Below are 24,728 nucleotides of genomic sequence, written 5' to 3'. Positions count from 1 at the left end.
GGTCCTCCGTCGTGCCGGCGCCGCACGGTCGGTGGTCGCGCGGTGGACCCGTCGCGGTGCTGCCATGCTCCGCCGCACACCGTTCCCGCTGCCGACCGCCCGCGGGTGGACCGTCATCGCGGTGGGCATCGGTCTGGTCGGCGGCGGCCTCGTCGCGACCACGAGCGTCGCGGTGTCGGCCGGGCTGCTGCTCCTGGTGCTGGTCGTGCTGGGGATCGCGATGGCGTTCCTGGTCGCGGCACCGCTCCGGGGCACCCGCGTGGCACCGCGGGCGATGGTGCAGGTCGGCGAGGTGTACCGCGAGCGGATCACCCTGCGCGGGTCGACCGTCGCGATCGGACCGCGCTCGACGCTGCTCGTCCGGGAACAGCTCGAGGACGCCTTCGCCAGCGTGTCCGACGCCGAGTCGTACGTCCAGGTCGGTCCGAACGTCCCGCCGGCGACCTTCGACGTCGAGGCGCTCGCGATGCACCGTGGCCGGACGACCGTCGGGCCGGTGACGATCCGCGTCGAGGACCCGTTCGGGCTGCTCCGCATCGACCGGCCCGTCGTCGCCCCGGAAGAGGTGGTGGTCGTCCCCGCGTCGACCGCGCTCTCCGCGATGGACACCGGCGCGCTCGCCGGTGCCGTCTCCGCCGACGAGGGACGCGTCGGCCAGGGCGGCTCCGCCGACGACAGCGAACTCCGCCCGTACCGCCCCGGCGACCCGATCCGCCGCGTGCACTGGGCCCAGAGCGCCCGACGCGGCGAACTCCACGTCCGCCAGACCACCCAGGCCCAGCCCCCTGAGGCCGTCATCGCGCTCGACCTGCGTCGCGAGTCGTACCAGCAGCTCGGCCGCGACGACCTCGCGGAGCTGTCCGACCTGGGCGGCGACGCGGCCTTCGAGCACGCGGTCGTCGTCGCGGCGAGCATCGCCAGGGCCCTCGCCGCCCGGACGTCCCGGGTGGTGCTGGTCACCGACGACCGGGGCAGTGACTCCCGGCACACCGGTGACGCCGGTGGGCTCACCGACGTGCTGGTCGGCCTCGCCGACGTGCACGTGCGGAGCGACGCCCGCGCCGTGACCGACGTGCTGCCGGAGGTCCGCGGCCGGGACGTGCACGGCATGACGGCGGTCGTCACCGGGCACTGCACCGCGGAGCAGGCCGCCGAGCTCGTCTCGGCCACCAGCGGGTCGAGCCGGGGGATCCTGGCGACGATCGTGCCACCGGACCCGGTCGTGCGGGGGATCCTCGACCGCGGCGGGTGGCGGACGATCGTGGTCCCGGTCGCCGGGGCGGGGGCGATCCGATGACCACGGCGCGCCCGCAGGACACCCGCTCCGCCGCGCAGCGGACCGACGTCCGGGCGATCCTCGACCGAGCGGACGACCGGCCGGCCCCCTCCGCGTGGGTCGTCGGACTCGCGCCGGTCCCGGTGCTGATCGCCGCGCTGGCGTTCCGGCCGCTCGTCCAGGGCATCGCCTGGTGGACGTCGGCGCTCGTCATCACGGTCGTGCTCGTCGCGGTCGTGCTCAGCGTCCGCCGTCGTGCACCCGGGGTCCGCTTCATCGCCCTCGTGGCGACCCTGATCGCCTGCTCGTGCGCCGCCGCGCTCGTCAACGACATCCAGCCGCTCGGCTGGATCGACGGCGACGGTGCACTCGGCCAGACCATCGCGGCGATCCGCCTGAACCCGGCGCCGCTGCCCCAGACCGACCCGATCCGCCTGGTCGTCACGGTCGCGATCGCCTGGGTCGCCGCCGCGTCGATCTTCCTCGCCACCGTCGCACCTGCTGCCGCGCTCGCGGCGGCACCGGCGCTCGTGATCCTCATCGTCCCGGGCGTCGTCACCGGCACGCCGGCCGGCACCGGGCTCGTCATCGCGACCGGCCTGGCGTTCCTCGCGCTGCTCTGGCTCTCGGTCCGGCCGGTGCAACGGGCCCTGCCCGCGACCGTGATCGGTGCGATCGCGCTCGTCGTCGCCGTCGGGCTGCCCTCCGTCGTGCCGTTGAACGCGAGCTGGCTGTCCGGCGTGACGGGAGCGATCCAGTCCCCGATCCTGCCCGGGCGCCCGGGCACGCTGCTCAACCTCGGGCAGGACCTCCGCCGGCCCAACGAGCTCGAGGTGTTCCGGTACCGCACGTCCGACGGGCAGCCGGAGTACCTCAAGCTCGCCGACCTGGACGACTTCGGCACGGGGGACTGGGTGCCGACCGTCACCGACGTCAGCGACGCCCCGACGGCGGACCAGCAGCAGTGGGCGGTCGGCGTGAACCCGCGGCTGGCGAGCCGCGGCGACGTGACCGTGCGGATCACGGGGCTCTCGAGCAACTACCTGCCGGTGCCCTCCGGCGCGGTCTCGATCGAGTCGAAGTCGACGAACCTGGAACTCGACCAGTGGCGCTGGATGGGGGAGTCGAACACGGTGCGCTCCACCGGGCCGGCGACCCGGCGCGGTGCCACGTACGAGGTCTACGGCGCCTCGACGTTCGCGAACGCCTACCTCGACGCCGTCGACGCGTCCGGCCGACTCGCGCGCTTCGACGGGCAGGGCTACCCGACCCCGTCCGCCGCCGAACTCCGCACCGACACCGCGCTGCCGGACGACCTGCCGAAGAGCATCGCGACCACCGCGAACCGCGTCGCCGGCAGTGCCTCGAGCGACTACGAGGAAGCGCGGGCACTCGAGCAGTGGTTCCGGAGCGACCTGTTCACCTACTCGGAGACCGCGCCCGTCGAGCAGGGCTACGACGGCGACAGCATGGACGTCGTCGCGAAGTTCCTGCAGGTCCGCGAGGGCTACTGCGTGCACTTCTCCTCCGCGATGGCCGTGATGGCCAGGACGCTCGGCATCCCCTCGCGCATCGCGGTCGGCTACCGCGCCGGCGGCACGGCGGAGGACGGCGAGTACTCGGTCTCGAACCGGCAGCTGCACTCCTGGCCGGAGCTGTACATCAAGGGCGCCGGCTGGGTCGCGTTCGAGCCCACCCCGGACTCGGACTCGGCGGCGGTCCCGAGCACCGAGCCCTCGGCGACCCCGTCGGCGGCCGCGCCCGAGACCCCGCTGCCGGCGCCGAACGAGACCACCGAGCCGTCGACGTCGGCCAGCCCCACCCCGAGTGCGTCCGCCGAGGCCGGTGCCACCGGCAGCGGTGGCGGCGGCGGGAGCGGGCCGTTGGGGCTCGTGCTCGGCATCCTCGTCGCGGCCGCCGTGCTGCTCGCCCCGGCGCTCGTCCGCGCCTTCCGGCGACGCTCCCGGCTGACGGCGATCGGTGCCGGGCGGGCGCCGGCGGTCACCGCGTGGCGCGAGCTGCTCGACGACGTGGCCGACCACGGGTACGCGCCGGGGCTCGCGCCGCCTGGTGACGCCGCCGCGGTGGCGCGGACCGCGCGGGCGGTGCTCGGGCGGCTCCGGGGCGCGGTGCCGGCGTCGGTGGTCGGAGCGCTCGAGGAAGTGGTCGACGCGGTCGACCGGGAGCGGTACGCGGCGACGGTCGCGGAGTCCGGGCCGGGGTCCGTCGTCGGGGCTCGGCTGGTCACGGTCCTCCGGGAGGCCCGGGTCGCCCTCGACGCGTCCGTCCCGACGGCGAGGCGGGTGCGTGCGCGGCTCCTGCCGCCGAGCCTGGTGCCGTCCTCGGCGTGGTCCCACGAGGGGCGGCGGCGCCGGACCGCGTGAGGTTCGCGGGCGCCGTCAGCGGGGGCGCCGGACCGCGTGCGGCTCGCGTGCGGCGTCAGCGGCGGCGCCGGAACGCGTGCGGCTCGGCATGCGGCTCGCGTGTGGCGTCAGCGGCGGCGGATGACGGCCTCGACGAGGGCGGCGACGACCTCCCCGGGGTTCACCCCGTCGAGCGCGGGGGAGTCGAACACGATGCCGACGTTCGCGCCGATCAACGCCGTCGAGAAGACGTCGAGCGGCATCCCGGCGTCCACCTCGGGGTGCGCGCCGAACCACAGACGGACCAGGCGCTCGACGCCGTCCTGCAGCAGCCGGCGCTGCCGGACGAACTCGGGCATGAACTCGGGGTGGCGGATCGCGAACCCGCGGAACTCGGACAGCAGGGCGAACTGCGCGCTCTGGTCGTGCCGCCCGAAGGCCGCGCGGACGACGTCGGCGATGTCGTGTGCCGCGACGTCCTCACTGACGAGCTCCTGCAGCGACCCGAGCACCAGGTTCGTCGCGCGCTGCATGACCTGCGCGACCAGGTCTTCCTTCGAGGAGAAGTTCGAGTAGACCGCGCCCTTGCTGAACCCGGCGCGGGCGGCGACGTCGTCGAGCCGGGCCCCGTGCACGCCCTGCTCGGCGAAGACCTGGGCGCCGGCCGTCAGCAGGCGCTCGCGGACCTCCGCCCGAGGGGTCCTGGCGGTGCCGCCGGTCATCGGGCGGTCGTCGTGGTCGGCGGCGTCGCTCATGTCGTCATTCTGGTCACTGCGCTGCGGCCGGGTGGACCTGCCGCGCCGTGCGTCTGATCACGCGCGGAACGGTCGAGCCCCCGTGGCTGCACACCTCGGTCGACGCCACCGCCGTGGGGCCCGTCGTGATCGGGACCGCCGCGTTCGGGTCGCGTCGGTTCCTGACCGTGGGTCCCCGTCGCCACCGCCCGTGCCGAGGTGAGGGATGCCGGGCTCCGATACCCGGCGGTCTCGATGCTACGCCGCGCGGTCGCGGGGCAACAGTCCCGTACCGGTCAGGCTGCTCCGCCCGTAGTCGAGACGGCCGGGAGCCGCCAGCCCGGCCGGACGAAGTGGCAGGTGTAGCCGTGCGGGTTCTTGACCAGGTAGTCCTGGTGCTCCGGCTCGGCTTCCCAGAAGGCGCCGGCGGGTTCGACTTCGGTGACGACCTTCCCGGGCCAGCGCCCGGACGCCTCGACGTCGGCGATGGTGTCACGCGCCACCTGCTCCTGCTCGGGGGACTCGAAGAAGACCGCCGACCGGTAGCTCCGACCGACGTCGTTGCCCTGGCGGTCGAGCATCGTCGGGTCGTGGATCTGGAAGAAGAACTCGAGGATCTCCCGGTAGCTGATGACCGTCGGATCGAACACGACCTCGACGGTCTCCGCGTGGTCGCCGTGGTTGCGGTAGGTCGCGTTCGGGGTGTCACCCCCGCTGTAGCCCACACGGGACGAGATGATGCCGGGTCGCTTGCGCAGCAGGTCTTGCGCTCCCCAGAAGCACCCACCGGCCAGCAGTGCGGTCTCCGTCGTGCTCGTGTTGCCCACGGTGTTCCTCCTCGCGTCGTGGCCGTCCTCCGGCCCGGTCGTCCGCGCTGGACGCCGTGGCACCCATCATCCTCGGCCGACCTGGTCGCGCTCGGAACGTGGCGGCCGAGCCGAGGTCGAGGCGTCCGCGTTCACCGCTCCTCGTCGTCCGTGTGCACGCTCCCGGCCCCCTCGCGCCGCCCAGGGCGCCGGAGCAACCGCACCGCGTCCGGGCGCACGCCGCGCCGCGGCCGACCCCGTCGCCGACCCCGGCGGAGCAGCGAGGCGAGCGTCGACTGCGGCTGCCACTCGCGCCCGTTCGGCAGCCCCCAGCCCCAGCGCACGGCACCCCAGCGGAGCACGAGCGACAGCACCACCGCGGCGACGATCCCGATCGTGGGGGAGCCGAGCGCGGACGCGACGACCATGACGACGGACGCCGCGACCGCCACGGACGCGTAGAGCGCGTTGCCGCCGAACACGGCGGGCACCCGGCGGAGCAGCAGGTCACGGCCGACCCCGCCGCCGACCGCCGTGATCGTGCCCATGATGACCGCGGCCGGCCACTCGAGACCGGCGTCGAACGTCCGTTGCACACCGACCACCGCCCAGAACCCGATGACGGCGGCGTCGAGGAACGTGAAGAGCCGGTCCCACCCGCGTTCGGAGAACGACACGAAGAAGGCGATGAGCGCACCGGCGACCGCGACGGGCACGTAGAGCGGGTCGGTGAGGGCGACGGGCGGCCCGTTCTGCAGCAGCACGTCGCGGAGCATGCCGCCACCGAGCCCGGAGACGAAGCCGACGACGAGGAACCCGAACAGGTCGAGGTTCATCGTCCGGGCGACGGCGCCGCCGAGGAGCGCGGACGCGAAGACCCCGGCGAGGTCGAGCACGTTCGTGACGGCGGCGAGTCCGTCGACCGAGAGCAGGTTCATGAGAACCATCAAACCCCACGCCCGAACGGTCGACGGGAGGGATGAGGTAAGGCTAACCTTGCCTTCGTCATGCTCGCCACCCTCGTCATCGGCCTCCGCGAAGGCCTCGAAGCCACGCTCATCGTCGGCATCATCGCGGCGTTCCTCCGGCGCAACCGCGTGCCGCTGGCACCGATGTGGCTCGGGGTCGGCGTCGCCGTGCTGCTGAGTGTCGCCGTCGGCTTCGGTCTGCAGCTCGTCGAGCAGGCGCTCCCGCAGGCCCAGCAGGAGGGCATGGAGGCGGTCATCGGCATCGTCGCGGTCGTCTTCGTCACCGGCATGATCGTGTGGATGCGCACGCACGCGCGCACCCTCACGAAGGAGCTCGAGGCGAGTGCGACGCAGGCTCTCGGCCGCGGGACCGCCTGGGCGCTCGCCGGCATGGCGTTCCTGGCCGTCCTCAAGGAGGGCTTCGAGACCGCGGTCTTCCTGCTCGCCACGTTCCAGGCGTCGAGCGACACCGGCCTCGCCGCACTCGGCGCCGTGATCGGCATCGCCGCCGCGGTCCTCATCGGGTACGGCATCTACACCGGCGGGGTCCGCCTGGACCTGTCGAAGTTCTTCACCGGCACCGGGGTCTTCCTGGTGTTCGTCGCCGCAGGGCTCGTCCTCACCGTGCTCCGCCGCGCGCACGAGGCCGGGTGGATCGTCATCGGCCAGCAGCGCACGGTCGACCTCACCTGGCTCGCGCCGAACGGCTCGGTGCAGGGCGCGCTGGTGACGGGCGTCCTCGGCATCCCGCCGGACCCGCGCGTCATCGAGGTCCTCGGGTGGGTCCTCTACGTCGTGCCGGTCCTGGCGCTCTCGCTGTGGCCGCGTGCCTGGCGTCCGGCCCCCGCACGCGTCCCCGTCGTCCGCACCGCCGTCGCGGCCACCCTGGCGGTCGCCGCGGTGGCGCTCGCGATCGCGGTCCCGAGCGGCGGCGTGCACGTCCCGAGCACGGTCACGGCGACCGGCGACCAGACGACCGTGTCCGCCGAGGTCCACGGCACCACCGCCGTCCTCCGCAGTCGGGGGAACGGCCGCCAGACGCGCGTGGACTTCCCGGCGTCGACGCACCGCACGGTGACGCGCGCCGGGGTGAGCGCGGACCGGTGGCGGTCCAGGACCGATCCGACGAGCGACGGCGAACCGACGAGCCTGACGCTCGACGACCTCGTCGGACTGTTCGGCCGCGTGCCGGTCGGCATCTCCCCGTCGACGAACCCCGGCCCGTTCCGGGCACGGTGGTCCGTCTCGGAGACGACCACCCTCTGGAGCGTCGCGGGCGGTGTCCTGGACGCGACCAGCTCGCAACGTTCCGTGCTCACGCTGACCGGTGGCGGCCTCCCGTCCGCTCGGACCACGACGATCGACCGCAGTGTCTTCGCGGTCCCGGCCACCCGCGTGCAGGCGACCGCGACGGCCGTCGCGGCCGACCGGACCCGCTCCGCCGAACTCGCGCTCTGGAAGACCTGGCTGCCGATCGCCCTCGGTGTCGCCGCCGTCGCCCAGCTCGCCCTCGCGCTCCGCGACCGTCGCCGTCTGGCGGCACCCGCATCCCCCGACCCCGCACCAGTCCCCGCCCGCGGCCCGCCCGCCGGGAACCCGACAAGGAGTTACGACCATGCCGTTCGGTAAGCAGACCGCACGACCCCTCATCACGCTCGGCGCGCTCGGCGTCGTGACCGCGCTCGCCCTCACCGGCTGCGCCGCGACCTCCTCGTCCGCGACGGACGACGCGACCGACTCCGGGAAGGTGTCGCGCGTCTCGATCACGCTGACGAACGACGGCTCCGACAAGTGCGCCGTGTCCACCACGAAGGTGCCAGCCGGCCCGGTGACGTTCACGGTGAAGAACGAGTCGTCGACCGCGATCACCGAGGTCGAGCTGCTGCAGGACCAGCGGATCTTCGGCGAGAAGGAGAACCTCGCACCGGGGCTCGACGCCGTCTCGTTCACGAGCACCCTCGGCGGCGGGAAGTACCAGGTGTACTGCCCCGGCGCGGCGACCGAGCTGACCGACTTCACCGTCACCGGCAAGGTGGCCTCGACCGCGAACAGCAGCGCGGCGACGCTCCTGAAGTCCGGCGCGACCGGCTACTCGAAGTACGTCGACGCGCAGGTCAGCGACATGGTGACCGCCGTCAAGCAGCTGCAGACCGACGTCGACGCGGGTGACCTCGAGGCGGCGAAGACGGACTACGCCGACGCCCGCCCGTACTACGAGCACGTCGAGAGCGACGTCGACGGCTTCGTCAAGAAGGGCTACAAGGCCACCGACAACGCCGGCAACCTCGACTACCTGATCGACATGCGCGCGTCGAACCTCGACGACGCCGTCGGGTGGAGCGGCTTCCACGCCGTCGAGCGCGACCTGTTCCAGACCGGTGCGATCAGCGACGGCACGAAGCAGTACGCGAAGGACCTCACGACGAACGTCGAGCTCCTCGCGAAGCTCGTCCCGACCCTGGACTACAAGCCCGAGGACCTGGCGAACGGTGCTGCTGGTCTCCTCGAGGAGGTCCAGTCGAACAAGATCACCGGTGAGGAAGAGGCGTACAGCCACATCGACCTCGTCGACCTCGCCGCGAACGTCGAGGGTGCCCGCCAGGCCTTCGCGTACCTGAAGCCGGGTCTGACCAAGCTCGACCCGACGCTGACGAAGCAGATCGCCACGCAGTTCGACCAGACGAACACGCTGATGGACGGCTTCCGGAACGCCGACGACCTGGGCGGGTTCGACAGCTGGGACGCCGCGACCAAGTCCGCGCACGCGAACGAGATCTCGCAGCGCGTCCAGGCCCTGCAGGACCCGCTGTCCCGCCTGGCCGAGAAGGTCGCCACCGCGTGACGGGACCCGACGAGCCCGCAGCCCGCGCCGTCTCCCGGCGCGGGCTGTTCGGCGCGGGCCTCGGGGCCGGCGCCGGCCTGGTCGCAGCGGGCGCCGGTGTCGGTGCCGCGGCGGGCATCGCGGGCGCGACCGCCGCGACCGGCGTCAACCCGTTCGCGGCGGCCACGAACGGCGACGAGTCGATCGACCTGTCGCAGAGCCACCCGTTCTACGCGACCGCCGCCCGGCAGCCGCAGGGCGGGATCCGCACCGCCCCGCAGCGGTACTGCGTCTTCATGACGTTCGACATGTCGTCCTCCGTCGCCACCGACCTGCAGGTCCTGCTGGCGCGCTGGTCCGCGTCGATCGCGCAGCTGCAGGCCGGCAAGACCGTCGGCTCGGTCGAGCCGGCGCACGGTGACGGTGTCGGTGCGGACACGGGGGAGGCCCTCGACCTCGGCCCGGCGTCCCTCACCGTGACGGTCGGCCTCGGTCCGGGGATCTTCGACGAGCGGTTCGGCCTCGCGGGCAAGCGCCCGGCGTCGCTCGCGCAGATCCCGACCCTGCCCAGTGACCGGCTGCAGGACGAGCTGAGCGGCGGCGACCTGTCGTTGCAGGCCTGCGCCGACGACCCGCAGGTGGCGTACCACGCCGTCCGCGACCTCGCGCGGATCGCCCGCGGCACCGCGACCGTGCGGTGGACGGTGCTCGGCTTCGGGCGTGCGTCCGCCGGACCGTCGCAGACCACGCCGCGCAACCTGATGGGCTTCAAGGACGGCACCAGGAACGTCACGACCGACGAGGAGTACGACCGGTTCGTCTGGCTCGACGAGGACGCCGGGTGGATGGCCGGCGGGACCTACCAGGTGGTCCGCAAGGTCCAGATGAACATCGAGATCTGGGACGCCGACGTCGTCAGCGACCAGCAGCGGGTGTTCGGCCGGACGAAGATCGAGGGTGCCCCGCTCTCCGGCGGCAGCGAGCACACGACGCCGGACTTCGCGGCGAAGGCCACGGGCGACGCCGGTGGGACCGCGATCGACCCGACGTCGCACATCGCGCTCGCCGCACACGAGAACAACGGCGGGGTGAAGATCCTGCGGCGGCCGTACAACTACACGGACGGGTTGAACTCCTACGGGCAGCTCGACGCCGGCCTGCTCTTCGCGGCCTACGTGAACGACCCGGAGCACTTCACCCGGATCCAGCGGCGCCTCGGGGCCGTCGACCGGTTGAACGAGTACATCGCGCACATCGGGTCCGGTGTGTTCGCGATCCCGCCGGCGCCCCGGAAGGGGTCCTACATCGGCGAGCGGCTGTTCCGCTAGCGAGGTGCCAGCGGTGGGCCCACCGGGCCGCGAGCGGTGCTGACGAGGCGCGCACGGCCTCCGGACCGGGCCGGAGAGAGTGGGTGCCCTCCGCCGTTTCCCTGGAGACGGAGGACACCCGCGCCGCGGAGTCTCGCGATCGGAACCACCGCTCGCGATGAGAGGCGACCCTGCGCGGCGCGTCGCGGTGCGACAGGGCCGAGATTACCCGCCACCACCGCGAAAACACAGGAAGCGGTCGTGACCGGATACGCCCTCGGCGGACGTCGCGTCCGGACGGGACGGTGACGGCCTGGAGGCTCGGTGCGGGCCCGTCAGGCCCCGCACCGAGCCGCCGGTGTCAGTCCAGGGCCGTGACCTCGCGTCGGGCGCGCTGCCGACGGGCGACCACCATGGCGGTGACGCCCGCGAGGAGCAGGAGCCCGGCGACGACCGCGGGGGCCGTCAGCTCCGCGCCGGTGTACGCGAGCTCGCCGTTCGCCGTGGCGTCCGCGGCGGTGTCCGCCACCGGGTCCGTGCCGGTGCCGGTGCCGTCGCCGCCGGCCACCGGGTCGGTGCCCGGGTCCACGGGGTCCGTGCCCGGGTCGACCGGGTCCGTGCCGGGGTCGACCGCGGCCGCGAGCGGGATGGTGACGGGCAGGACGATCCGGGTCGCGCCGACGGTGACCACGAGCGGCTCGTCGGTGGTGGCGGCCGCGGTGACGGCTGCCGCGCGGGTCACGGTGGCCGGAGCCGTCCGGTCGGTCGTCCCCGCGGTCGGGACCGAGAACGCGAGCGTCGCGGTGCCCTGCTCGTCGGTGGTGTCGACGATCCGGGGGTCGATCGCGCTGGTCGCGAGGACGCGGTCACCGGCGCTCACCTGCACGGACGTCGGCTGGTCGCCGGCGTTGCTGAACACCAGCGAGGACAGGTCCATCGTGACGTCGTCGCCGGGCTGGAAGCCGCCGTCCGGCGTCGGGGTCATCGTGACGCCGACCGAGCGCTGGTCCGCGGCGACGGTGACGTCCGGGTGCGCCTCGAAGTACTCGACCTGCGCCTCGAGGTCGACCTTGCCGCTGTCCTGCTTGGCGGCCGCAGCGGCGAACGCGGTGAAGTTGTCGCCACCGCTGGCCAGGAACGAGTTCACGGTGACCTTGTACGTCGTCGCCGCGTCGATCGGCGTGCCGTCGAGCGTCATCGCGGTGATCCGGGAGCCGCTGGCGGCGTCCGGGTCGTAGGTGTACGCGAAGCCGTCGGAGACGCCGAGCTTCAGGAACGGGCGGCTCGCGGTGGACGGCTGCCACTGCTGCTCCAGTGCCTGCTCGATCTGCGCGCCCGTGAGGTCGAGGACGACCAGGGTGTTCGCGAACGGCTGGACGACCGCGGCCTCCTTGTAGGTGACCGGCCCACCGGCCAGGTCGGCACGCAGGCCACCCGGGTTCATGAAGGCGATCTGGGCGCCCTGACGCTCCTCGGTGGCGCTCCGCTGGACCTCGGCGACGAAGTTGCCCAGCGTGGACTCGCCCCCGCGGTTCTCGCTGCCGTCCCGCTGCACGGCACGGCGCATGTCGGTGTCGGTGGTACCGAGCTCGACCGCACCGAGGACGTCGGCCTCGGCGACCGCTGCGTCGACCGTGGCGGCGACGGCGGTGTCCGGGGCGAACGTGCCGTCGACCAGGCGGATGTTCTCGGCGGCCGTCGCAGCGACCGAGCCGTCGGCGGCCACCGTGAGCTGCAGGTGCCCGAGGTTGAAGCCGTACGAACCGGTCTGGATCACCGGGCGGGCGACGGTACCGCCGTCCGGGACGACGCTGTGGACGTACGTCTGGTGGGTGTGCCCGGAGAGGATCGCGGAGACCTTCGGGGAGACGGCGTGCACGGCGTGCGCGAAGGCGCTGTCGCCGTCGAGGTCGGTCGCGGCCGCGGTCTCGGCGCCGTCGTGGACGAGCAGCACGAGGACGTCGGCCTCGCCGTTGCCCGTCTCGCCGTCCGTCAGGTCGTCGGCGACCGCGTTCACGGAGTCGGTGATGTCGGCCATCTCGAGCGACTCGATGCCGGCGGGGCTGACGAGGCCCTCGAGGTCGACGGTCGCGCCGATGAACCCGACGCGCTTGCCGCTGATCTCCTGGATCGAGTACGGCTCGAACGCGGGCTTCCCCGTCGCCCGGTCGATGATGTTCGCGGAGACGTAGTCCCACTCCGCGTTGCGGGCGTCCTCGGGGCCGATGACCCGGTCGGCGAGGTCCGCACGGCCCTTGTCGAGCTCGTGGTTCCCGATCGCGCTGACCGAGAGGTCCATCGCGTTGAGCACGTCGATCGTCGGCTGGTCCTGCTGGATGAAGGACTCGAACGTCGATGCGCCGATGTTGTCGCCGGCGCTGACGAAGGCCGAGGTGGAGGTGTCCTCGCCACGCAGCTGCTCGAGCGCGCCGGCGACCACCGCGGCGCCGGCTGCGTCACCGGCCCGCGGCGCGGGGGTGCTCAGCGACTGCGCGATGCGGCCGTGGAAGTCGTTGACGTCGTAGATGTCGATCGTGGTGTCACCCTCGGCAGCGAGGGCAGCGGAGGGGACGGAGAGGGCGACGAGGACGCCGGCGGTGGCCAGGGCGGCTCCGGCGACGACGCCGCGTCTGCGGGAGGTGGGTTTCGTGTTCATCGCCGACGAACCTATGAGGACGTACAGCGGGCACGCCAGGGCGTTGCCGATCTCGTCACACGAAGTTCACACACTCAGTCGCGTCCGAAGGCACCCTTCACGCGCTCCACGGCCTCGGCGGCCATCGCCTTCGCGGAGTCCTTCACGACACCGAGCTCCACCGGGTCGCCCTTGAGCAGGCTCTTCGCGGTGTTGATCGCGTACTCCTTCGTGATGTGCGGCGGCAGCGGTGGCACGTTGCGGCTGACGTACGCGTCGATCAGCGTGACGCCCTGGTGCGCGAACGCCCGCTCGACGGCGGCGTCCACCTCGGCGTCGTCGTGCACCGCGATGCCCTGGAACCCGAGCAGCGTCGCGTACCCGGCGTAGTCGATCGACTCGACGTCCTGCGAACCGGGCCACATCGGGTTGCCGTCCTCGGTCCGCATCTCCCACGAGACCTGGCCGAGGTCGTCGTTGTGCATCACGACGATCACGAGCTGCTGGTTCGGCCACGCGGCCATGTACTTCTTCACCGTGATGAGCTCGTTCATCCCGAGCATCTGGAACGCGCCGTCCCCGATCGTGCAGACCGCCGGACGGTCCGGGAACGCGAACTTCGCGGTGACGGCGTACGGCATCGCGGCGAGCATCGTCGCGAGCCGTCCGGACAGGTCACCGCGCATGCCCTTCCGGAGCCGGATGTGGTGGCCGTACCAGTCCGCCGTGGTGCCGGCGTCGGCCGTCACCGTCACGCCGTCGGGCAGACGGTCGTTCACCGCCTGGATGACGCGACGCGGGTTCACACCGTCGTCGTACGCGACCTCGGCCTGGGCACGCATTTCGGACTCCCACTCGCGCATCTCCCGCGCGACGGTCTCCTGGAAGGACCGGTCCTGCTGCTCCACGAGCAGGGGCAGCACCGCGTCGAGGGTGGCGCCGACGTCGCCCCAGAGGTTGAGCTCGGTCGGGTAGCGCAGGCCCAGCTGCTCCGGCTTGACGTCCACCTGGATGCCGCGCGCCTGCCCCGTCGGGGGCATGTACTCGCCGTACGGGTAGTTCGTCCCGAGGAGCACGATCGTGTCGCAGTCGCGGATCTGGTGGAGCGAGGGCAGCGACCCGAGCAGGCCGAGCTGCTGCGAGTGGTGGGGCACGTCCGACGGGATGACGTCCTTGCCACGGAGCGCCGTGATGATGCCCGCCCCGGCCTTCTCGGCGGCGGCGAGCACCTGCTCGGTCGCCCCGCGGGCACCGGCGCCGACGAGGAACGTCACCTTCGACCCGGCGTTGATGATCTCCGCCATCTTCCGGATCTCGTCGGCCGGCGGCGTGATCCGGGTGGAGGCGGGGACGTCGCTCGAGCGCGAAGCCCAGTGCTCGAGCGGCGGTGCCTCGTACGCCATGGCCTGGACGTCGTGCGGCAGGACGACGACGGCGGGCTGCTTGCGGAGGGCGGCCGTACGGAACGCGGTGTCGACGACGACGCCGACGGCCTCCGGGGTCGTGACCGTCTGGACGTAGCAGGCGACGTCGGCGAAGACCCGCTCCAGGTTCGACTCCTGCTGGGTGAACGACCCGAGCGACGCCAGACCCTGCTGGCCGACGATCGCCACGACGGGCTGGTTGTCCATCTGCGCGTCGTACAGGCCGTTCAGCAGGTGGAACGCGCCGGGGCTCGAAGTCGCGATGCAGACGCCGACCTCGCCGGTGAACTTGGCGTGCGCGGTCGCCATCAGGGCGGCGATCTCCTCGTGCGTCGGGCGGACGTACTCCAGCCCCTCGCCCTTCGCCGCTGCTTTGCCGAGCGCTCCGTCGAAGGCGCCGATCCCGTCCCCCGGGTACCCGAAGACGCGCGAGACGCCCCATGCCTTGATGCGGTCGATGACGAAGTCGCTCACGGTCGTGCTCATGCTCCCAGCGTGCGCGGGACGGCCTGAGCGCGCTGTCACTCGACGGCGATGAGCGGACGCAGCGTCCGGTGCGCGATCCGCAGACCCTCGAGGACCTTCTCGTCGGTCCCGCCCCACAGCGGGTCCTCGTGCTCGACGCTCAGCGTGCCGTCGAAGCCGGCCTCGTAGAGCCGGTCGACCACGTGCGGCCAGTCCACGACCCCGCGGCCCGGCACCCGGAACCGCCACCAACCCATGTCCCACGGGTCGTCGCCCTTGTCGACCTTCCCGAAGAAGCCGTACGCGTTGCGCTCGGCCGGGAACAGCTCCAGGTCCTTCGCCTGCGCGTGCACGATGTGCTCCGCGAACGGCAGGATCGTCTCGACCGGGTCGATGCCGATCCACGTCAGGTGCGACGGGTCCCAGTTCAGTCCGAACCCGAGCCCGGTCACCCAGTCCCAGAGCTCGGGGGAGTACGCCAGGTTGCCCGGGTAGCCGTCCGGGTGCCAGCCCTCCATCACGCAGTTCTCGATGATGAGCCGCACGCCGCGCTCGCCGGCGTAGTCGACGAGTTCCGGCAGCACCCGGTCGCCCTCCGCCATGTTGTCGCGGACGGACTTCGTGTTGTCGCGGCCGATGAAGGTCCCGACGTACGGCACCCCGAGCACCTGCGCGGCGTCGATCGCGTGCTTGAGGTGCACGCGGACCTCGTCGCGCCGTGCCGGGTCCTGGTGCAGGTTGTTCTCGTAGTACGCGAGCGCGGAGATCTCCAGCCCCGTGCGGTCCAGCAGGTCCCTGGTGGCGGCAGCGTCCTCGTCGGTGAAGGTCGCCACCGGCAGGTGCGCGGCCTCGAAGTCCCGGCCGCCGGTCCCGGGCCAGACTCCGACCTCGAGCCGCTCGTAGCCCTGCGCGGCCGCGAACTCCGCGATCCGGTCGAGGGACCACCCGGGCAGGCAGGCGGTCAGCATCCCGAGCTTCATGCGATCTCCTTCCAGGCGTCGTCGCCCGCACTGGCGACGACGGCGTCGATGATCTGCGCTGACCGGGCGCCGTCGGCGAAGGTCGGGAGGCCGTCGGGAGCCGTCCCGGTCCGGACGGCGGTGTACGTGTCGGCGACGAAGGCGGCGAACGCGTCCAGGTATCCCTGCGGGTGCCCGGACGGCACGATCGCCAGGCGTCGTTGGTCGGGGGAGCCCTGTGCCGGGTCCCGCACGAGGACCTGCGCGCCCCGCTCGTTGCCGAACCACGCGGACTCCGGGCTCTCCTGGTCGAACGCCGCGGAGCCCCTGGTGCCGTCGACCTCGAACCACAGGCGGTTCTTCCGGCCCGCCGCGACCTGGGAGATCACCACGTTGCCGATCCGGCCGGAGCCGGTGCGGAACGTCGCCACGGCGGTGTCCTCGGTGGTGACCTCGGCCCTGGTGCCGGCGTCGCCCACCGGGTCCGGGTCCGGCGAACCGGAGAACGACGGGCCCGACGCGGCCGGCCGGGTCGGGTAGACGATGTCGGTCACCGCGCTCACGGTCGCGAAGCGCTCGCCGGTGACGAACTCGACCAGGTCGCACCAGTGCGAGCCGATGTCCGCGAAGGCGCGGGACAGCCCACCGGAGCCCGCGTCGACCCGCCACGACGAGGAGTCCTCGTCGAGCATCCAGTCCTGCAGGTAGTGGCCGTGCACCGCGAGCACGCGCCCGAGGTCCCCGTCGGCGATCTTCGCGCGGACCTCCCGCACCATCGGGTGGAACCGGTAGACGAACGGGACCGTCGCCACCACGCCCGCCTCGGCAGCGGCGCGCTCGAGCTCGAGGGCCTGTGCGCTCGACACCGCGAGCGGCTTCTCGCACACGACGTTGATGCCGGCGCGGATCACCGCGAGCGCCTGCGGGTGGTGCTGGTCGTTCGGCGTGCAGACGTGCACGACGTCGGGGGCGTCCGCGATCACCTCGTCGAGGTCGGCGTACCCGCGGGGCAGGTCGAGCTGCGCGGCGACCTGGACGGACCGCTCGGCGTTCCGGCCGAGGACGCCCAGGACCTCGGCTCCCGCGGCCCGCGCGGCGCGGACGTGCACCGCCGCGATCATGCCCGTCCCGACCACGACCACGCGCAGTCGTCGTCCGGTGTCCTCAGTCGTCATGGTGCTCCCTCGCGCCGTTCCGGTTCCCACAGTATTGGAACGACGTGGAGTCGTGACCACTACGTTCTGGGTCATGGCGACCCTCCAGACCACACTCCTCATCCTCGGTGCCAGCGGGGACCTCTCGAAGCGCCTGCTCCTGCCCGGGCTCGCGACCCTGCTGGAGGTGAAGGAGGACTGGGACGTCCAGCTCGTCGGAGCCGGCACCGAGGACCTCGACGACACCGCGTGGAAGCAGCTCGTGCACGACGCGTTCACGAACGCCCAGGCCTCGAAGAACGAGGAGGACGAGGGCGCCTCCGGCTCCTCGAAGCTGTCCGACCGACTCCAGCGCGTCGTGGACGCGTCCCGCTACCGCAAGGCCGACGTCACGAGCGCCGACGACCTGACGACCCTGCTCGCCGACTGCGACCACGACCCGGCCGTGTACTTCGCGCTGCCGCCGGCCGTCACCGAGAAGAGCTGCGAGGTGCTCGCGCACCTCGACCTGCCGACGGGGACCCGTCTGGCGCTCGAGAAGCCGTTCGGCACCGACGCCGCCAGCGCCGAGCACCTCAACGACGTGCTGCACTCGTTCCTCCCCGAGGAGCGCATCCACCGCGTCGACCACTTCCTCGGGCGGTCCACCGTCCTGAACCTCCTCGGCCTGCGCTTCGCGAACCGGATCGTCGAGCCGCTGCTGTCGTCCGTGCACGTCGCGCGTGTCGACATCGTCTACGACGAGACCCTCGGGCTCGAGGGCCGGGCGCGCTACTACGACAAGGCCGGCGCGCTCGTCGACATGATCCAGAGCCACCTGCTGCAGGTGCTCGCCGTCGTCGCGATGGAGGCACCCGCCTCGATCGACGCCGACGACCTCCGCACGCAGAAGGAACTCGTCCTGCGCGCCGTCCGTCCGTGGGGCGGCGACCCCCTGACCGCCGGCAAGCGCGCCCGGTACACCGCGGGCCAGGTCGGGGACCGGAGCCTGCCGTCGTACGTGAACGAGGACGGCGTCGACCCCTCGATCGGCACCGAGACGCTCGCCCAGATCACCCTCGAGATCGCGAACTGGCGCTGGGCGGGCGTGCCGTTCACGCTCCGCTCGGGGAAGGCGCTCGGGCGCCAGCGCCGCGAGGTCATCGTCACGTTCAAGGACTCGCCGCACGTCCCGGACGGGCTGACGGGCGCGCAGCGACCGGACCGGCTCCGCATCTGGATCGCCCCGGACCAGATGCAGCTCGAGCTCAACGTGAACGGCCCGGGCGACCCGTACACGATCGACCACACGACGCTCGAGACGACCTTCAACCCGGGACGGCTGAGCGCCTACGGCGAAGTCCTCGCCGGCGTGCTCGAGGGCGACGCGACCCTGTCCGTGCGCGGGGACAGCGCCGTCCAGGGCTGGAAGGTCGTCGAGCCGTTCCTCACCGCGTGGCGCGCCGGCAAGGTCGACCTCGACGACTACGCGGCCGGGTCGTCGGGCCCGGACGGATGGGACAACATCGACGCGTAGCGTCGGCGTCATGACCACGATCGACGACGTCCTCCAGACCGTTCCCGAGCCCGCCGGTGCCGACATCCGTGTCGAGCCCGTCCGCTACGACCACGACGGCACCGCGCTCCTCGGCGTCCTCGCGAAGGACGTTGCCGTCACCGGTCCCCGTCCGGCCGTCCTCGTCGTGCACGACTGGCACGGGGTGAACGAGCACGTCGAGGCCCGGGTGACGATGCTCGCGCGCCTGGGCTACGTCGCGTTCGGGGCCGACGTCTACGGCGAGGGCATCCGTCCCGGTGACGACACCGCCGGACAGGTGGCCGGATCGTTCTACCAGGACCTCCCGCTGATGCGCGCCCGCGTCCAGGCCGGGCTCGACCGCCTGCGTGCCGACCCGGACGTGGACCACTCCCGCGTCGTCGTGATGGGCTACTGCTTCGGCGGGTCCGCCGCCCTCGAGCTCGCCCGCACCGGCGCCGACCTCGCCGGAGCCGTCTCCTTCCACGGCAACCTGGTCACCCACGACCCGTCCGACGCGACGGAGATCCGCGCGAAGCTGCTGGTCCTCACCGGCGCCGCGGACCCCGTCGTCCCGGACGCGAAGGTCGCCGCGTGGCAGGAGGAGATGCGGGGAGCGCCCGACGTCGACTGGCAGGTCGTCACCTACGCCGGGGCGATGCACGCCTTCGCCGTGCCGGGGACGGACGCGCCGGACCACGGAGCGCAGTACCAGGCGCGCGCCGACCACCGTTCGTGGCAGGCACTCGAGGTCTTCCTCGCCGAGGTCTTCGACGAGGAGCTCGCGGCGCTCTAGTCCGGCGACACGCCGAGCGTCCGGGCGGGACGGCCTCGATTGGCGCCCGCGCCGCACCTGTTGTAGAGTCTTCCACGGCCGCTACGGCAGCCATGCGCTCGTAGCTCAATGGATAGAGCATCTGACTACGGATCAGAAGGTTGGGGGTTCGAGTCCCTTCGAGCGCACGGAACACCGAACAGACGAAGGGCCCCGGCGATGCCGGGGCCCTTCGTCGTATAGCGGGACTACTGCGAGACTTCCCTGTCCAGGCGGTCGAGCAGCGCCTCGAGGGAGACCTCGAACTCCTCGTCGCTGCGGTCCTCGCTGAGCAGTGCACGCAGTCGACGGACCTCTGGTGCGGTGTCGAGGGACATGGAGCCGTCGCCCTCCGGGACGTCCGCATCGCCCTCGTCGAGTGGCTCCTCGGCCGGACTGGTCTCCGCCCCGCGCACCACGGACTGCAGCAGCAGCTGGCCGAGCAGGAAGCTGCTGAACGCCCGGTAGGCGTTGACGGCCTGGCCGTCGGAGAACCCCGCGGTCGTCATCGCGCTGAGGAACGTGTCGACGACCTCGACGCTGCGCAGCGGGGGACGGAGCCACGGGGCAGCAGGGTGTCGGGTCGCGACGAGCGGGAAGGCCCTGGGATGGTCCGTCGCGATGCGGCGGACCTCGTGCGCGACGGTCTGCAGGAACGTCTGCCAGTGGTCGCCCTCGGCCTCGTCGAGGCGCGCGGTCAGTTCGCTCATCAGTGACGCGACGACGCCCTCGAGCAGGTCTTCCTTCCCGTGCACGTACCGGTACAGCGACATCGCCTCGACGCCGAGTTCCTGCGCGAGCGACCGCATCGAGAGCCCCTGCGTCCCGGAGCGGTCGATCTGGTGCAGTGCCGCCGCGACGATCAGGTCCCGGCTGAGTCGTGGACCCGAGGATTCGGAGCGGTTCGTCGTCGAGCGTTCGGCCACGGAGGGGTCCTCGCAGATCTGCCGTTCGCCGGCGGTGGTGCGGCTCCGGATGTCCATCGGTGCCAGGGGCTTCACTTTACCGGGGCTTACGCTGTAAGCTCCAGGCCTGGCTTACACCGTAAGTCTCCTGAGGTGGCCCTTGTGCCGGCATGCGGATCCCGTCCGTGTCGCTCTGCCGCACAACGCCGATGGTCTCCACCGCACATCGAGGACTGCAGGTCCGACCCGGACCGAAGCCGTCGCCTCGTCTCTCCGCACCATCGAACCCCGTGCGTCATGCCGGGGAAGGAGCATCACCATGATCGACAGCAGCACCCTCGACCAACTCGCCGGCACCGACGTGCGCGGCAGCGACGACGCCAAGATCGGCACCGTCGGTCAGGTCTACGTCGACGACGCCCAGCGCCCGACCTGGGTGACCGTCCGTACCGGCCTGTTCGGAACGTCCGAGTCCTTCGCACCGCTCCAGGACGCCTCGTTCGACGACGGGGTCCTCCGGATCACCCATGACAAGGCCGTCGTCAAGGACGCACCGCGCGTCGAGGTCGATGGTGAGCTCGACCCGGCCGACGAACAGGCGCTCTACACGTACTACGGCATCGGTGGCGGCTCCGACGAGGGCGCACCGGCCGGGTCGCCGCTGTACGACCAGGACGCTGACGGCCACGCGATCCAGGGGCACGACACCTCCGGTCCGACGACGGACGACGCGATGACGCGGTCCGAGGAGCGCCTCCACGTGGGGACCGAGCGCGTCGAAGCCGGCCGGGCACGCCTGCGGAAGCACGTCGTCACCGAGCACGTCACCACGAACGTGCCGGTCAGCCACGACGAGGTCACGCTCTCCCGCGAACCGATCACCGAGGCGAACGCGTCCGATGCGCTGAGCGGTCCGGACCTGAGCGAGGAGGAGCACGAGGTCGTCCTCACCGCGGAGCGGGTGGTCACGGCGAAGGAGACGGTCCCGGTCGAGCGCGTCCGCCTGGGTACCGAGACCGTGACCGAGCAGCAGGCGGTCGACGCGGACGTCGCCCATGAGGAGATCGACCTCGTCGAACCCGATGCCGACCGCACGACGACGCACGACACCTCCGCCGTCGACCCCGACACCCGTTCCTGACACCGCACCCGAAAGGCGCTCCCATGGACTTCCCCGCTGCCCTGCAGAACGGACTCGCCGCGGTCATCGCGTTCGTCCCGCTCGCGCTCCTGTTCCTCCTCATCCTGGTCGTCGGCCTGATCGTCGCGAAGCTCATCGAGAAGGGACTCTCGCGGCTGCTCTCGAAGGTCGGTTTCGACCGCGCAGTCGAGCGTGGCGGCATCAAGAAGGCGCTGTCGAACTCGAAGCTCGACGCCTCCGACATCGTGTCGAAGATCATCTACTACACGCTGGTGCTCTTCGTGCTCCAGTTCGCCTTCGGCGTCTTCGGGCCGAACCCGGTCAGTGACCTGCTGGCCGGGATCATCGGATTCCTCCCGCGGATCATCGTCGCGATCATCATCGTCGTGATCGCTGCCGCGATCGCCGCGGCCGTGAAGGGCCTGATCCAGAACACCCTGGGCGGGCTGTCCTACGGCCGGGTCCTCGGTACCGTCGTCGCGGTCTTCATCCTGTTCCTCGGGGCCACGGCGGCGCTGAACCAGGTCGGGATCGCGACGACCGTCACCACCCCGATCCTGATCACGGTCCTCGCCATCATCGCGGGCGTGGTGATCGTCGGAGCCGGCGGCGGCCTCGTCAAGCCGATGCAGCAGCGCTGGGAGTCGATCCTGGACCGGGCGGAGGCAGAGGTGCCGAAGATCCAGCAGCACGCGCAGGCGGCACCGTCCGTGACCGAGCAAGCGAAGCAGGCGGCCGACACGGCGAAGCGCGCCGTACCGGCGTCGAGCGGGAGCGGCCACCGGACCCGCTGAGACACCCTTCGGGCGTCGGCTCTGCGCACTTCGAGCGGAGCCGACGCCCGTCCCGCACGAGCCCCCATCGCGCAGCCGTAACGGAGAGACCATGAACGCCCCCAACGACAGGCACCACCGGCACCACCGACACCACGCGTTCGGCGACGACGAGGGCATCGACGTCGTCCGACGCGAGGAACGACTGCTGGTCAGCACCGAGGTGTTCGCCACCGAACGGGTCCGCCTCGAACGATGCATCATCACCGAGCAGCGGACCGTCACCCTCGACGTGCGTCACGAGGAGGTCCGCCTGACGCGTGAGCCCCTCGACAGCGGGGCGTCCCTCCCGGGAACCAACCAGCCGTCGGCCGACCGTGCGCCGGTCGTCGTCGTCCTGCGTGAGGAGCAGGTCGTCGTCACGACGACCGTCGTGCCGGTGGAGCGCGTCACCCTCACCGTCCACTCGGTCACCGAGGACCGTCTCGTCGACGCTGTCCTCGGCCACGACGAGGTACGTGCGGAGTTCGAGCCAGTGACCAGAGCCGCAGGGGACGCGACGCGAGCGCAGGCCGACGCGTCCTGACGCTCGAACCAGCCCCAGGACGACGGGAGGCCCGTGGCGGGTCCGCCACGGGCCTCCCGTCCGTTCCCGGGCCGGGGACTACGCGACGGTCGCGCCGCGCACGTCGGCCAGCGTCGGGTAGTCGGTGTAGCCCTCGGCGCCCTGACCGTAGAAGAGCTCGGGGCGCGGCTCGTTGAGCTCGGCGTCCTGCTCCCAGCGGTGGGCGAGGTCCGGGTTCGCGATCGCGGCGCGGCCGACACCGACGCCGTCGGCGTGGCCGCCGTCGACGAGTGCGAGTGCCTCGTCACGGGTGGTCAGCGCGCTGAAGCCGGAGTTCGCGATGAACGGGGCGCCCACCGTGCGGCGGACGTGCTGCACCAGGTCGCCCGTCGGCTCGGCGTGCAGGACGTCGAGGAACGCCAGGCCGAGCGGCGCCAGGCCCTCCGCGACGGCGGTGTAGGTGGCCAGCACGTCCGCCGGGTCGTCCTCGACGACGCCCTGGATGCCGTGCTCGGGGGAGAGTCGGATGCCCGTGCGGTCGGCGCCGATGGCCTGGGCGACGGCGGTCGTGACCTCGATCGCGAAGCGCGCGCGGTTCTCCGGCGAGCCGCCGTACTGGTCGGTGCGGGTGTTCGACGCCGACGACATGAACTCGTGCACGAGGTAGCCGTTCGCGCCGTGCACCTCGACGCCGTCGAGTCCGGCGGCGATCGCGTTGCGGGCGGCCTGCACGAAGCCCTGGACGGCGTCCTGGACCTCGGCGGTGGTCAGCTCGTGGGGGACCGGCATGTCGACCTTGCCGGTCGCGGTGTGGGTCTGACCCGGGGCGGCGAGTGCGCTCGGGGCGACGATGCGCGGGGTGCCGGAGATCTCCGGGTGCGAGACGCGGCCGCCGTGCATGAGCTGCATCACGATCGTGCCGCCCTCGGCGTGCACGGCGTCGGCGACGCGGCGCCAGCCGGCGATCTGCTCGTCGGTCTCGATGCCGGGCTGGCCGGGGTACGAGCGGCCCTCCTGCACGGGCCAGGTGCCCTCGGTGACGATCAGGCCGAGGCCAGCGCGCTGGCGGTAGTGCTCGACCAGGAGGTCGTTCGGGATGCCGTGTTCGCCGGCGCGCACACGCGTGAGCGGGGCCATGACGATGCGGTTCGCGAGGGGGAGTGCGCCGAAGGTGGCGGGTTCGAAGAGCTTCACGTCGAAGGGGAACGACGTGTTGCGCGGTGCAATTCCGAGACGGGGCGGATTGTCAGGCGCAGTGCGGTGCAGTGCAGCGCGGTCGGGCGCGGTGCGGTGCGCTCAGTCGCGCGGGCAGACCAGGGTGGACGAGCGGATCTGGCCCTCGGGTCGGATCACCTGGTGCCGGGACAGGGGCTTGCCGCACATCGGGCACGGTCGGTCGACGCTGCGGTCGTCGACGCCCTCCGGGTGTCCGGCGCCGATCTGCGACGGGCCCATCTTGCGGATGAGGGTGGTGTTCCACCGCTCGTACCAGCTGCCGAAGCGTCCCACGGTCGTCCTTTCGTTCGTGCACTCACCATTGTTGCACGAACGAGCTCCGATCGTCAGAGCTCGTCGACGACCGTCAGGAGTTCGGTGAGCTCGTCCTTGAGTGCCTCGAGTCGCGCGAGCGGCCAGCCCAGGCGGTCGGCGACGGCGAGGGGGGCCTCGCGGGCGCGGTCGCGGAGTGCTCGTCCTGCGGTCGTCAGGGACACCTCGAGCTGCCGCTCGTCGGCGGTGCTGCGGCTGCGACGGAGGTAGCCGGATGCCTCGAGGCGCTTGAGCAGTGGGCTCAGCGTCGCGGAGTCGAGCCGGAGTTCGCCGGCGATCTCGCGGACGGAGCGGGGATCGTGTTCCCAGAGGGCGAGCATCACGAGGTACTGCGGGTGCGTCAGGCCCATCGGTTCGAGCAGGTCGCGGTAGAGCCCGATCACGCTGCGGCTGGTGGCCGCGAGCGCGAAGCAGAGCTGCCGGTCGAGGGCGAGCGGGTCGGTCTCCGTCTTGGCCATGCGGACGAGTGTACCGTTCGCCCACGAACGATCGACGGGAGGCCCGGTGCCGGTCTCGTGGACCGGCACCGGGCCTCCCGTGGTGCGTCGACGCGG

At 72.1% G+C, this 24,728-nt stretch carries 21 protein-coding genes and 1 tRNA gene; 11 read left to right on the top strand and 11 right to left on the bottom strand.

The annotated features are described in order from the left end of the window. The first annotated feature begins 64 nt into the window (after positions 1 to 64). Positions 65 to 1,297: a DUF58 domain-containing protein gene (locus ACIPJY_RS13955; protein WP_400468197.1), complete on the top strand. Its 1,233-nt coding sequence runs from the start codon at positions 65 to 67 to the stop codon at positions 1,295 to 1,297. Further along, the gene (locus ACIPJY_RS13950) at positions 1,294 to 3,660 is read left to right on the top strand and encodes a transglutaminaseTgpA domain-containing protein (RefSeq protein ID WP_400461330.1); all 2,367 of its coding nucleotides are present in this window, start codon (positions 1,294 to 1,296) and stop codon (positions 3,658 to 3,660) included. The genes ACIPJY_RS13955 and ACIPJY_RS13950 overlap by 4 nt, the downstream gene beginning before the upstream one ends. A gap of 107 nt (positions 3,661 to 3,767) precedes the next feature. Here ACIPJY_RS13950 and ACIPJY_RS13945 read toward each other — a convergent pair whose 3' ends face one another. From ACIPJY_RS13945 to ACIPJY_RS13935, 3 genes are all read right to left on the bottom strand, one after another. Next, on the bottom strand, positions 3,768 to 4,394 hold the full coding sequence (locus tag ACIPJY_RS13945; RefSeq protein WP_400461333.1) for a TetR/AcrR family transcriptional regulator: 627 nt from the start codon (positions 4,392 to 4,394) through the stop codon (positions 3,768 to 3,770). Positions 4,395 to 4,669: 275 nt separating this feature from the next. Next, positions 4,670 to 5,200, bottom strand: a complete 531-nt coding sequence (msrA, locus tag ACIPJY_RS13940; RefSeq protein WP_400461336.1) for a peptide-methionine (S)-S-oxide reductase MsrA — start codon at positions 5,198 to 5,200, stop codon at positions 4,670 to 4,672. Positions 5,201 to 5,331: 131 nt separating this feature from the next. Further along, a complete protein-coding gene (locus ACIPJY_RS13935; protein ID WP_400461339.1) occupies positions 5,332 to 6,117 on the bottom strand; it encodes a trimeric intracellular cation channel family protein in 786 nt (261 codons plus the stop codon). Between the two features lie 69 nt (positions 6,118 to 6,186). On the opposite strand from ACIPJY_RS13935, the gene efeU reads away from it, so the two are divergent. From efeU to ACIPJY_RS13920, 3 genes are read left to right on the top strand one after another with little or no spacing between them, the layout of a single operon-like run. Beyond that, complete coding sequence (efeU, locus tag ACIPJY_RS13930; RefSeq protein WP_400461342.1) at positions 6,187 to 7,776, top strand: iron uptake transporter permease EfeU; 1,590 nt, start codon at positions 6,187 to 6,189, stop codon at positions 7,774 to 7,776. Continuing rightward, positions 7,763 to 8,989, top strand: coding sequence for an iron uptake system protein EfeO (efeO, locus tag ACIPJY_RS13925; RefSeq protein ID WP_400461345.1), 1,227 nt, complete (start codon positions 7,763 to 7,765; stop codon positions 8,987 to 8,989). Before efeU ends, efeO begins: the two co-directional genes overlap by 14 nt. After that, complete coding sequence (locus tag ACIPJY_RS13920; RefSeq protein WP_400461348.1) at positions 8,986 to 10,296, top strand: Dyp-type peroxidase; 1,311 nt, start codon at positions 8,986 to 8,988, stop codon at positions 10,294 to 10,296. The genes efeO and ACIPJY_RS13920 overlap by 4 nt, the downstream gene beginning before the upstream one ends. A 340-nt stretch (positions 10,297 to 10,636) precedes the next feature. Here the strand turns inward: ACIPJY_RS13920 and ACIPJY_RS13915 are convergent, their stop codons facing one another. The 4 genes from ACIPJY_RS13915 to ACIPJY_RS13900 form a co-directional block, all read right to left on the bottom strand. Then, positions 10,637 to 12,931: a bifunctional metallophosphatase/5'-nucleotidase gene (locus tag ACIPJY_RS13915; protein ID WP_400461351.1), complete on the bottom strand. Its 2,295-nt coding sequence runs from the start codon at positions 12,929 to 12,931 to the stop codon at positions 10,637 to 10,639. A gap of 74 nt (positions 12,932 to 13,005) precedes the next feature. Then, positions 13,006 to 14,820, bottom strand: coding sequence for a thiamine pyrophosphate-requiring protein (locus ACIPJY_RS13910; RefSeq protein ID WP_400461354.1), 1,815 nt, complete (start codon positions 14,818 to 14,820; stop codon positions 13,006 to 13,008). Positions 14,821 to 14,855: 35 nt separating this feature from the next. Further along, complete coding sequence (locus ACIPJY_RS13905) at positions 14,856 to 15,779, bottom strand: sugar phosphate isomerase/epimerase family protein (RefSeq protein ID WP_400461357.1); 924 nt, start codon at positions 15,777 to 15,779, stop codon at positions 14,856 to 14,858. Continuing rightward, the gene (locus ACIPJY_RS13900) at positions 15,776 to 16,933 is read right to left on the bottom strand and encodes a Gfo/Idh/MocA family protein (RefSeq protein ID WP_400461360.1); all 1,158 of its coding nucleotides are present in this window, start codon (positions 16,931 to 16,933) and stop codon (positions 15,776 to 15,778) included. The genes ACIPJY_RS13905 and ACIPJY_RS13900 overlap by 4 nt, the downstream gene beginning before the upstream one ends. Positions 16,934 to 17,006: 73 nt before the next feature. Between ACIPJY_RS13900 and ACIPJY_RS13895 the strand changes: the two genes are divergently transcribed. The 3 genes from ACIPJY_RS13895 to ACIPJY_RS13885 all read left to right on the top strand — a co-directional run bounded on the left by ACIPJY_RS13895 (position 17,007) and on the right by ACIPJY_RS13885 (position 19,391). Then, positions 17,007 to 18,428: a glucose-6-phosphate dehydrogenase gene (locus ACIPJY_RS13895; RefSeq protein WP_400461362.1), complete on the top strand. Its 1,422-nt coding sequence runs from the start codon at positions 17,007 to 17,009 to the stop codon at positions 18,426 to 18,428. 10 nt (positions 18,429 to 18,438) lie between these two features. Next, a complete protein-coding gene (locus ACIPJY_RS13890) occupies positions 18,439 to 19,224 on the top strand; it encodes a dienelactone hydrolase family protein (protein WP_400461365.1) in 786 nt (261 codons plus the stop codon). Between the two features lie 94 nt (positions 19,225 to 19,318). Then, a tRNA-Arg gene (locus tag ACIPJY_RS13885) sits at positions 19,319 to 19,391 on the top strand. A gap of 60 nt (positions 19,392 to 19,451) precedes the next feature. On the opposite strand, the gene ACIPJY_RS13880 is transcribed toward ACIPJY_RS13885, so the two are convergent. Then, a complete protein-coding gene (locus ACIPJY_RS13880; RefSeq protein WP_400468195.1) occupies positions 19,452 to 20,243 on the bottom strand; it encodes a TetR/AcrR family transcriptional regulator C-terminal domain-containing protein in 792 nt (263 codons plus the stop codon). 223 nt (positions 20,244 to 20,466) lie between these two features. Between ACIPJY_RS13880 and ACIPJY_RS13875 the strand changes: the two genes are divergently transcribed. The 3 genes from ACIPJY_RS13875 to ACIPJY_RS13865 all read left to right on the top strand — a co-directional run bounded on the left by ACIPJY_RS13875 (position 20,467) and on the right by ACIPJY_RS13865 (position 22,647). Continuing rightward, a complete protein-coding gene (locus tag ACIPJY_RS13875; protein ID WP_400461370.1) occupies positions 20,467 to 21,288 on the top strand; it encodes a DUF2382 domain-containing protein in 822 nt (273 codons plus the stop codon). Positions 21,289 to 21,311: 23 nt separating this feature from the next. Beyond that, positions 21,312 to 22,082 carry a hypothetical protein gene (locus tag ACIPJY_RS13870; protein ID WP_400461373.1) on the top strand — a complete coding sequence of 257 codons (771 nt, stop codon included), beginning with the start codon at positions 21,312 to 21,314 and terminating at the stop codon, positions 22,080 to 22,082. A gap of 91 nt (positions 22,083 to 22,173) precedes the next feature. Beyond that, a complete protein-coding gene (locus ACIPJY_RS13865; protein WP_400461376.1) occupies positions 22,174 to 22,647 on the top strand; it encodes a DUF2382 domain-containing protein in 474 nt (157 codons plus the stop codon). Positions 22,648 to 22,725: 78 nt separating this feature from the next. Here the strand turns inward: ACIPJY_RS13865 and ACIPJY_RS13860 are convergent, their stop codons facing one another. The 3 genes from ACIPJY_RS13860 to ACIPJY_RS13850 form a co-directional block, all read right to left on the bottom strand. After that, a complete protein-coding gene (locus tag ACIPJY_RS13860; protein WP_400461379.1) occupies positions 22,726 to 23,820 on the bottom strand; it encodes an alkene reductase in 1,095 nt (364 codons plus the stop codon). A 102-nt stretch (positions 23,821 to 23,922) separates the two neighbouring features. Continuing rightward, positions 23,923 to 24,135 carry a hypothetical protein gene (locus ACIPJY_RS13855; protein ID WP_400461381.1) on the bottom strand — a complete coding sequence of 71 codons (213 nt, stop codon included), beginning with the start codon at positions 24,133 to 24,135 and terminating at the stop codon, positions 23,923 to 23,925. A 53-nt stretch (positions 24,136 to 24,188) separates the two neighbouring features. Further along, the gene (locus ACIPJY_RS13850) at positions 24,189 to 24,632 is read right to left on the bottom strand and encodes a MarR family winged helix-turn-helix transcriptional regulator (protein WP_400461384.1); all 444 of its coding nucleotides are present in this window, start codon (positions 24,630 to 24,632) and stop codon (positions 24,189 to 24,191) included. Positions 24,633 to 24,728 lie beyond the last annotated feature (96 nt).

Source organism: Curtobacterium sp. NPDC090223 (genome assembly GCF_044746585.1).
In the GTDB taxonomy this organism is placed as follows: Bacteria; Actinomycetota; Actinomycetes; order Actinomycetales; family Microbacteriaceae; genus Curtobacterium.
Note: the sequence above shows the minus strand (reverse complement) of the source record. Positions and strands in the feature narration are given on the sequence as shown.

Coding starts and splice junctions, on each gene's coding strand:
- ACIPJY_RS13945 (WP_400461333.1), bottom strand. CDS start 4,394: ATGAGCGACGCCGCCGACCACGACGACCGCCCGATGACCGGCGGCACC.
- efeO (WP_400461345.1), top strand. CDS start 7,763: ATGCCGTTCGGTAAGCAGACCGCACGACCCCTCATCACGCTCGGCGCG.
- ACIPJY_RS13870 (WP_400461373.1), top strand. CDS start 21,312: ATGGACTTCCCCGCTGCCCTGCAGAACGGACTCGCCGCGGTCATCGCG.
- ACIPJY_RS13895 (WP_400461362.1), top strand. CDS start 17,007: ATGGCGACCCTCCAGACCACACTCCTCATCCTCGGTGCCAGCGGGGAC.
- ACIPJY_RS13955 (WP_400468197.1), top strand. CDS start 65: ATGCTCCGCCGCACACCGTTCCCGCTGCCGACCGCCCGCGGGTGGACC.
- ACIPJY_RS13950 (WP_400461330.1), top strand. CDS start 1,294: ATGACCACGGCGCGCCCGCAGGACACCCGCTCCGCCGCGCAGCGGACC.
- ACIPJY_RS13935 (WP_400461339.1), bottom strand. CDS start 6,117: ATGAACCTGCTCTCGGTCGACGGACTCGCCGCCGTCACGAACGTGCTC.
- ACIPJY_RS13900 (WP_400461360.1), bottom strand. CDS start 16,933: ATGACGACTGAGGACACCGGACGACGACTGCGCGTGGTCGTGGTCGGG.
- ACIPJY_RS13850 (WP_400461384.1), bottom strand. CDS start 24,632: ATGGCCAAGACGGAGACCGACCCGCTCGCCCTCGACCGGCAGCTCTGC.
- ACIPJY_RS13890 (WP_400461365.1), top strand. CDS start 18,439: ATGACCACGATCGACGACGTCCTCCAGACCGTTCCCGAGCCCGCCGGT.
- efeU (WP_400461342.1), top strand. CDS start 6,187: ATGCTCGCCACCCTCGTCATCGGCCTCCGCGAAGGCCTCGAAGCCACG.
- ACIPJY_RS13910 (WP_400461354.1), bottom strand. CDS start 14,820: ATGAGCACGACCGTGAGCGACTTCGTCATCGACCGCATCAAGGCATGG.
- ACIPJY_RS13865 (WP_400461376.1), top strand. CDS start 22,174: ATGAACGCCCCCAACGACAGGCACCACCGGCACCACCGACACCACGCG.
- ACIPJY_RS13915 (WP_400461351.1), bottom strand. CDS start 12,931: ATGAACACGAAACCCACCTCCCGCAGACGCGGCGTCGTCGCCGGAGCC.
- ACIPJY_RS13875 (WP_400461370.1), top strand. CDS start 20,467: ATGATCGACAGCAGCACCCTCGACCAACTCGCCGGCACCGACGTGCGC.
- ACIPJY_RS13905 (WP_400461357.1), bottom strand. CDS start 15,779: ATGAAGCTCGGGATGCTGACCGCCTGCCTGCCCGGGTGGTCCCTCGAC.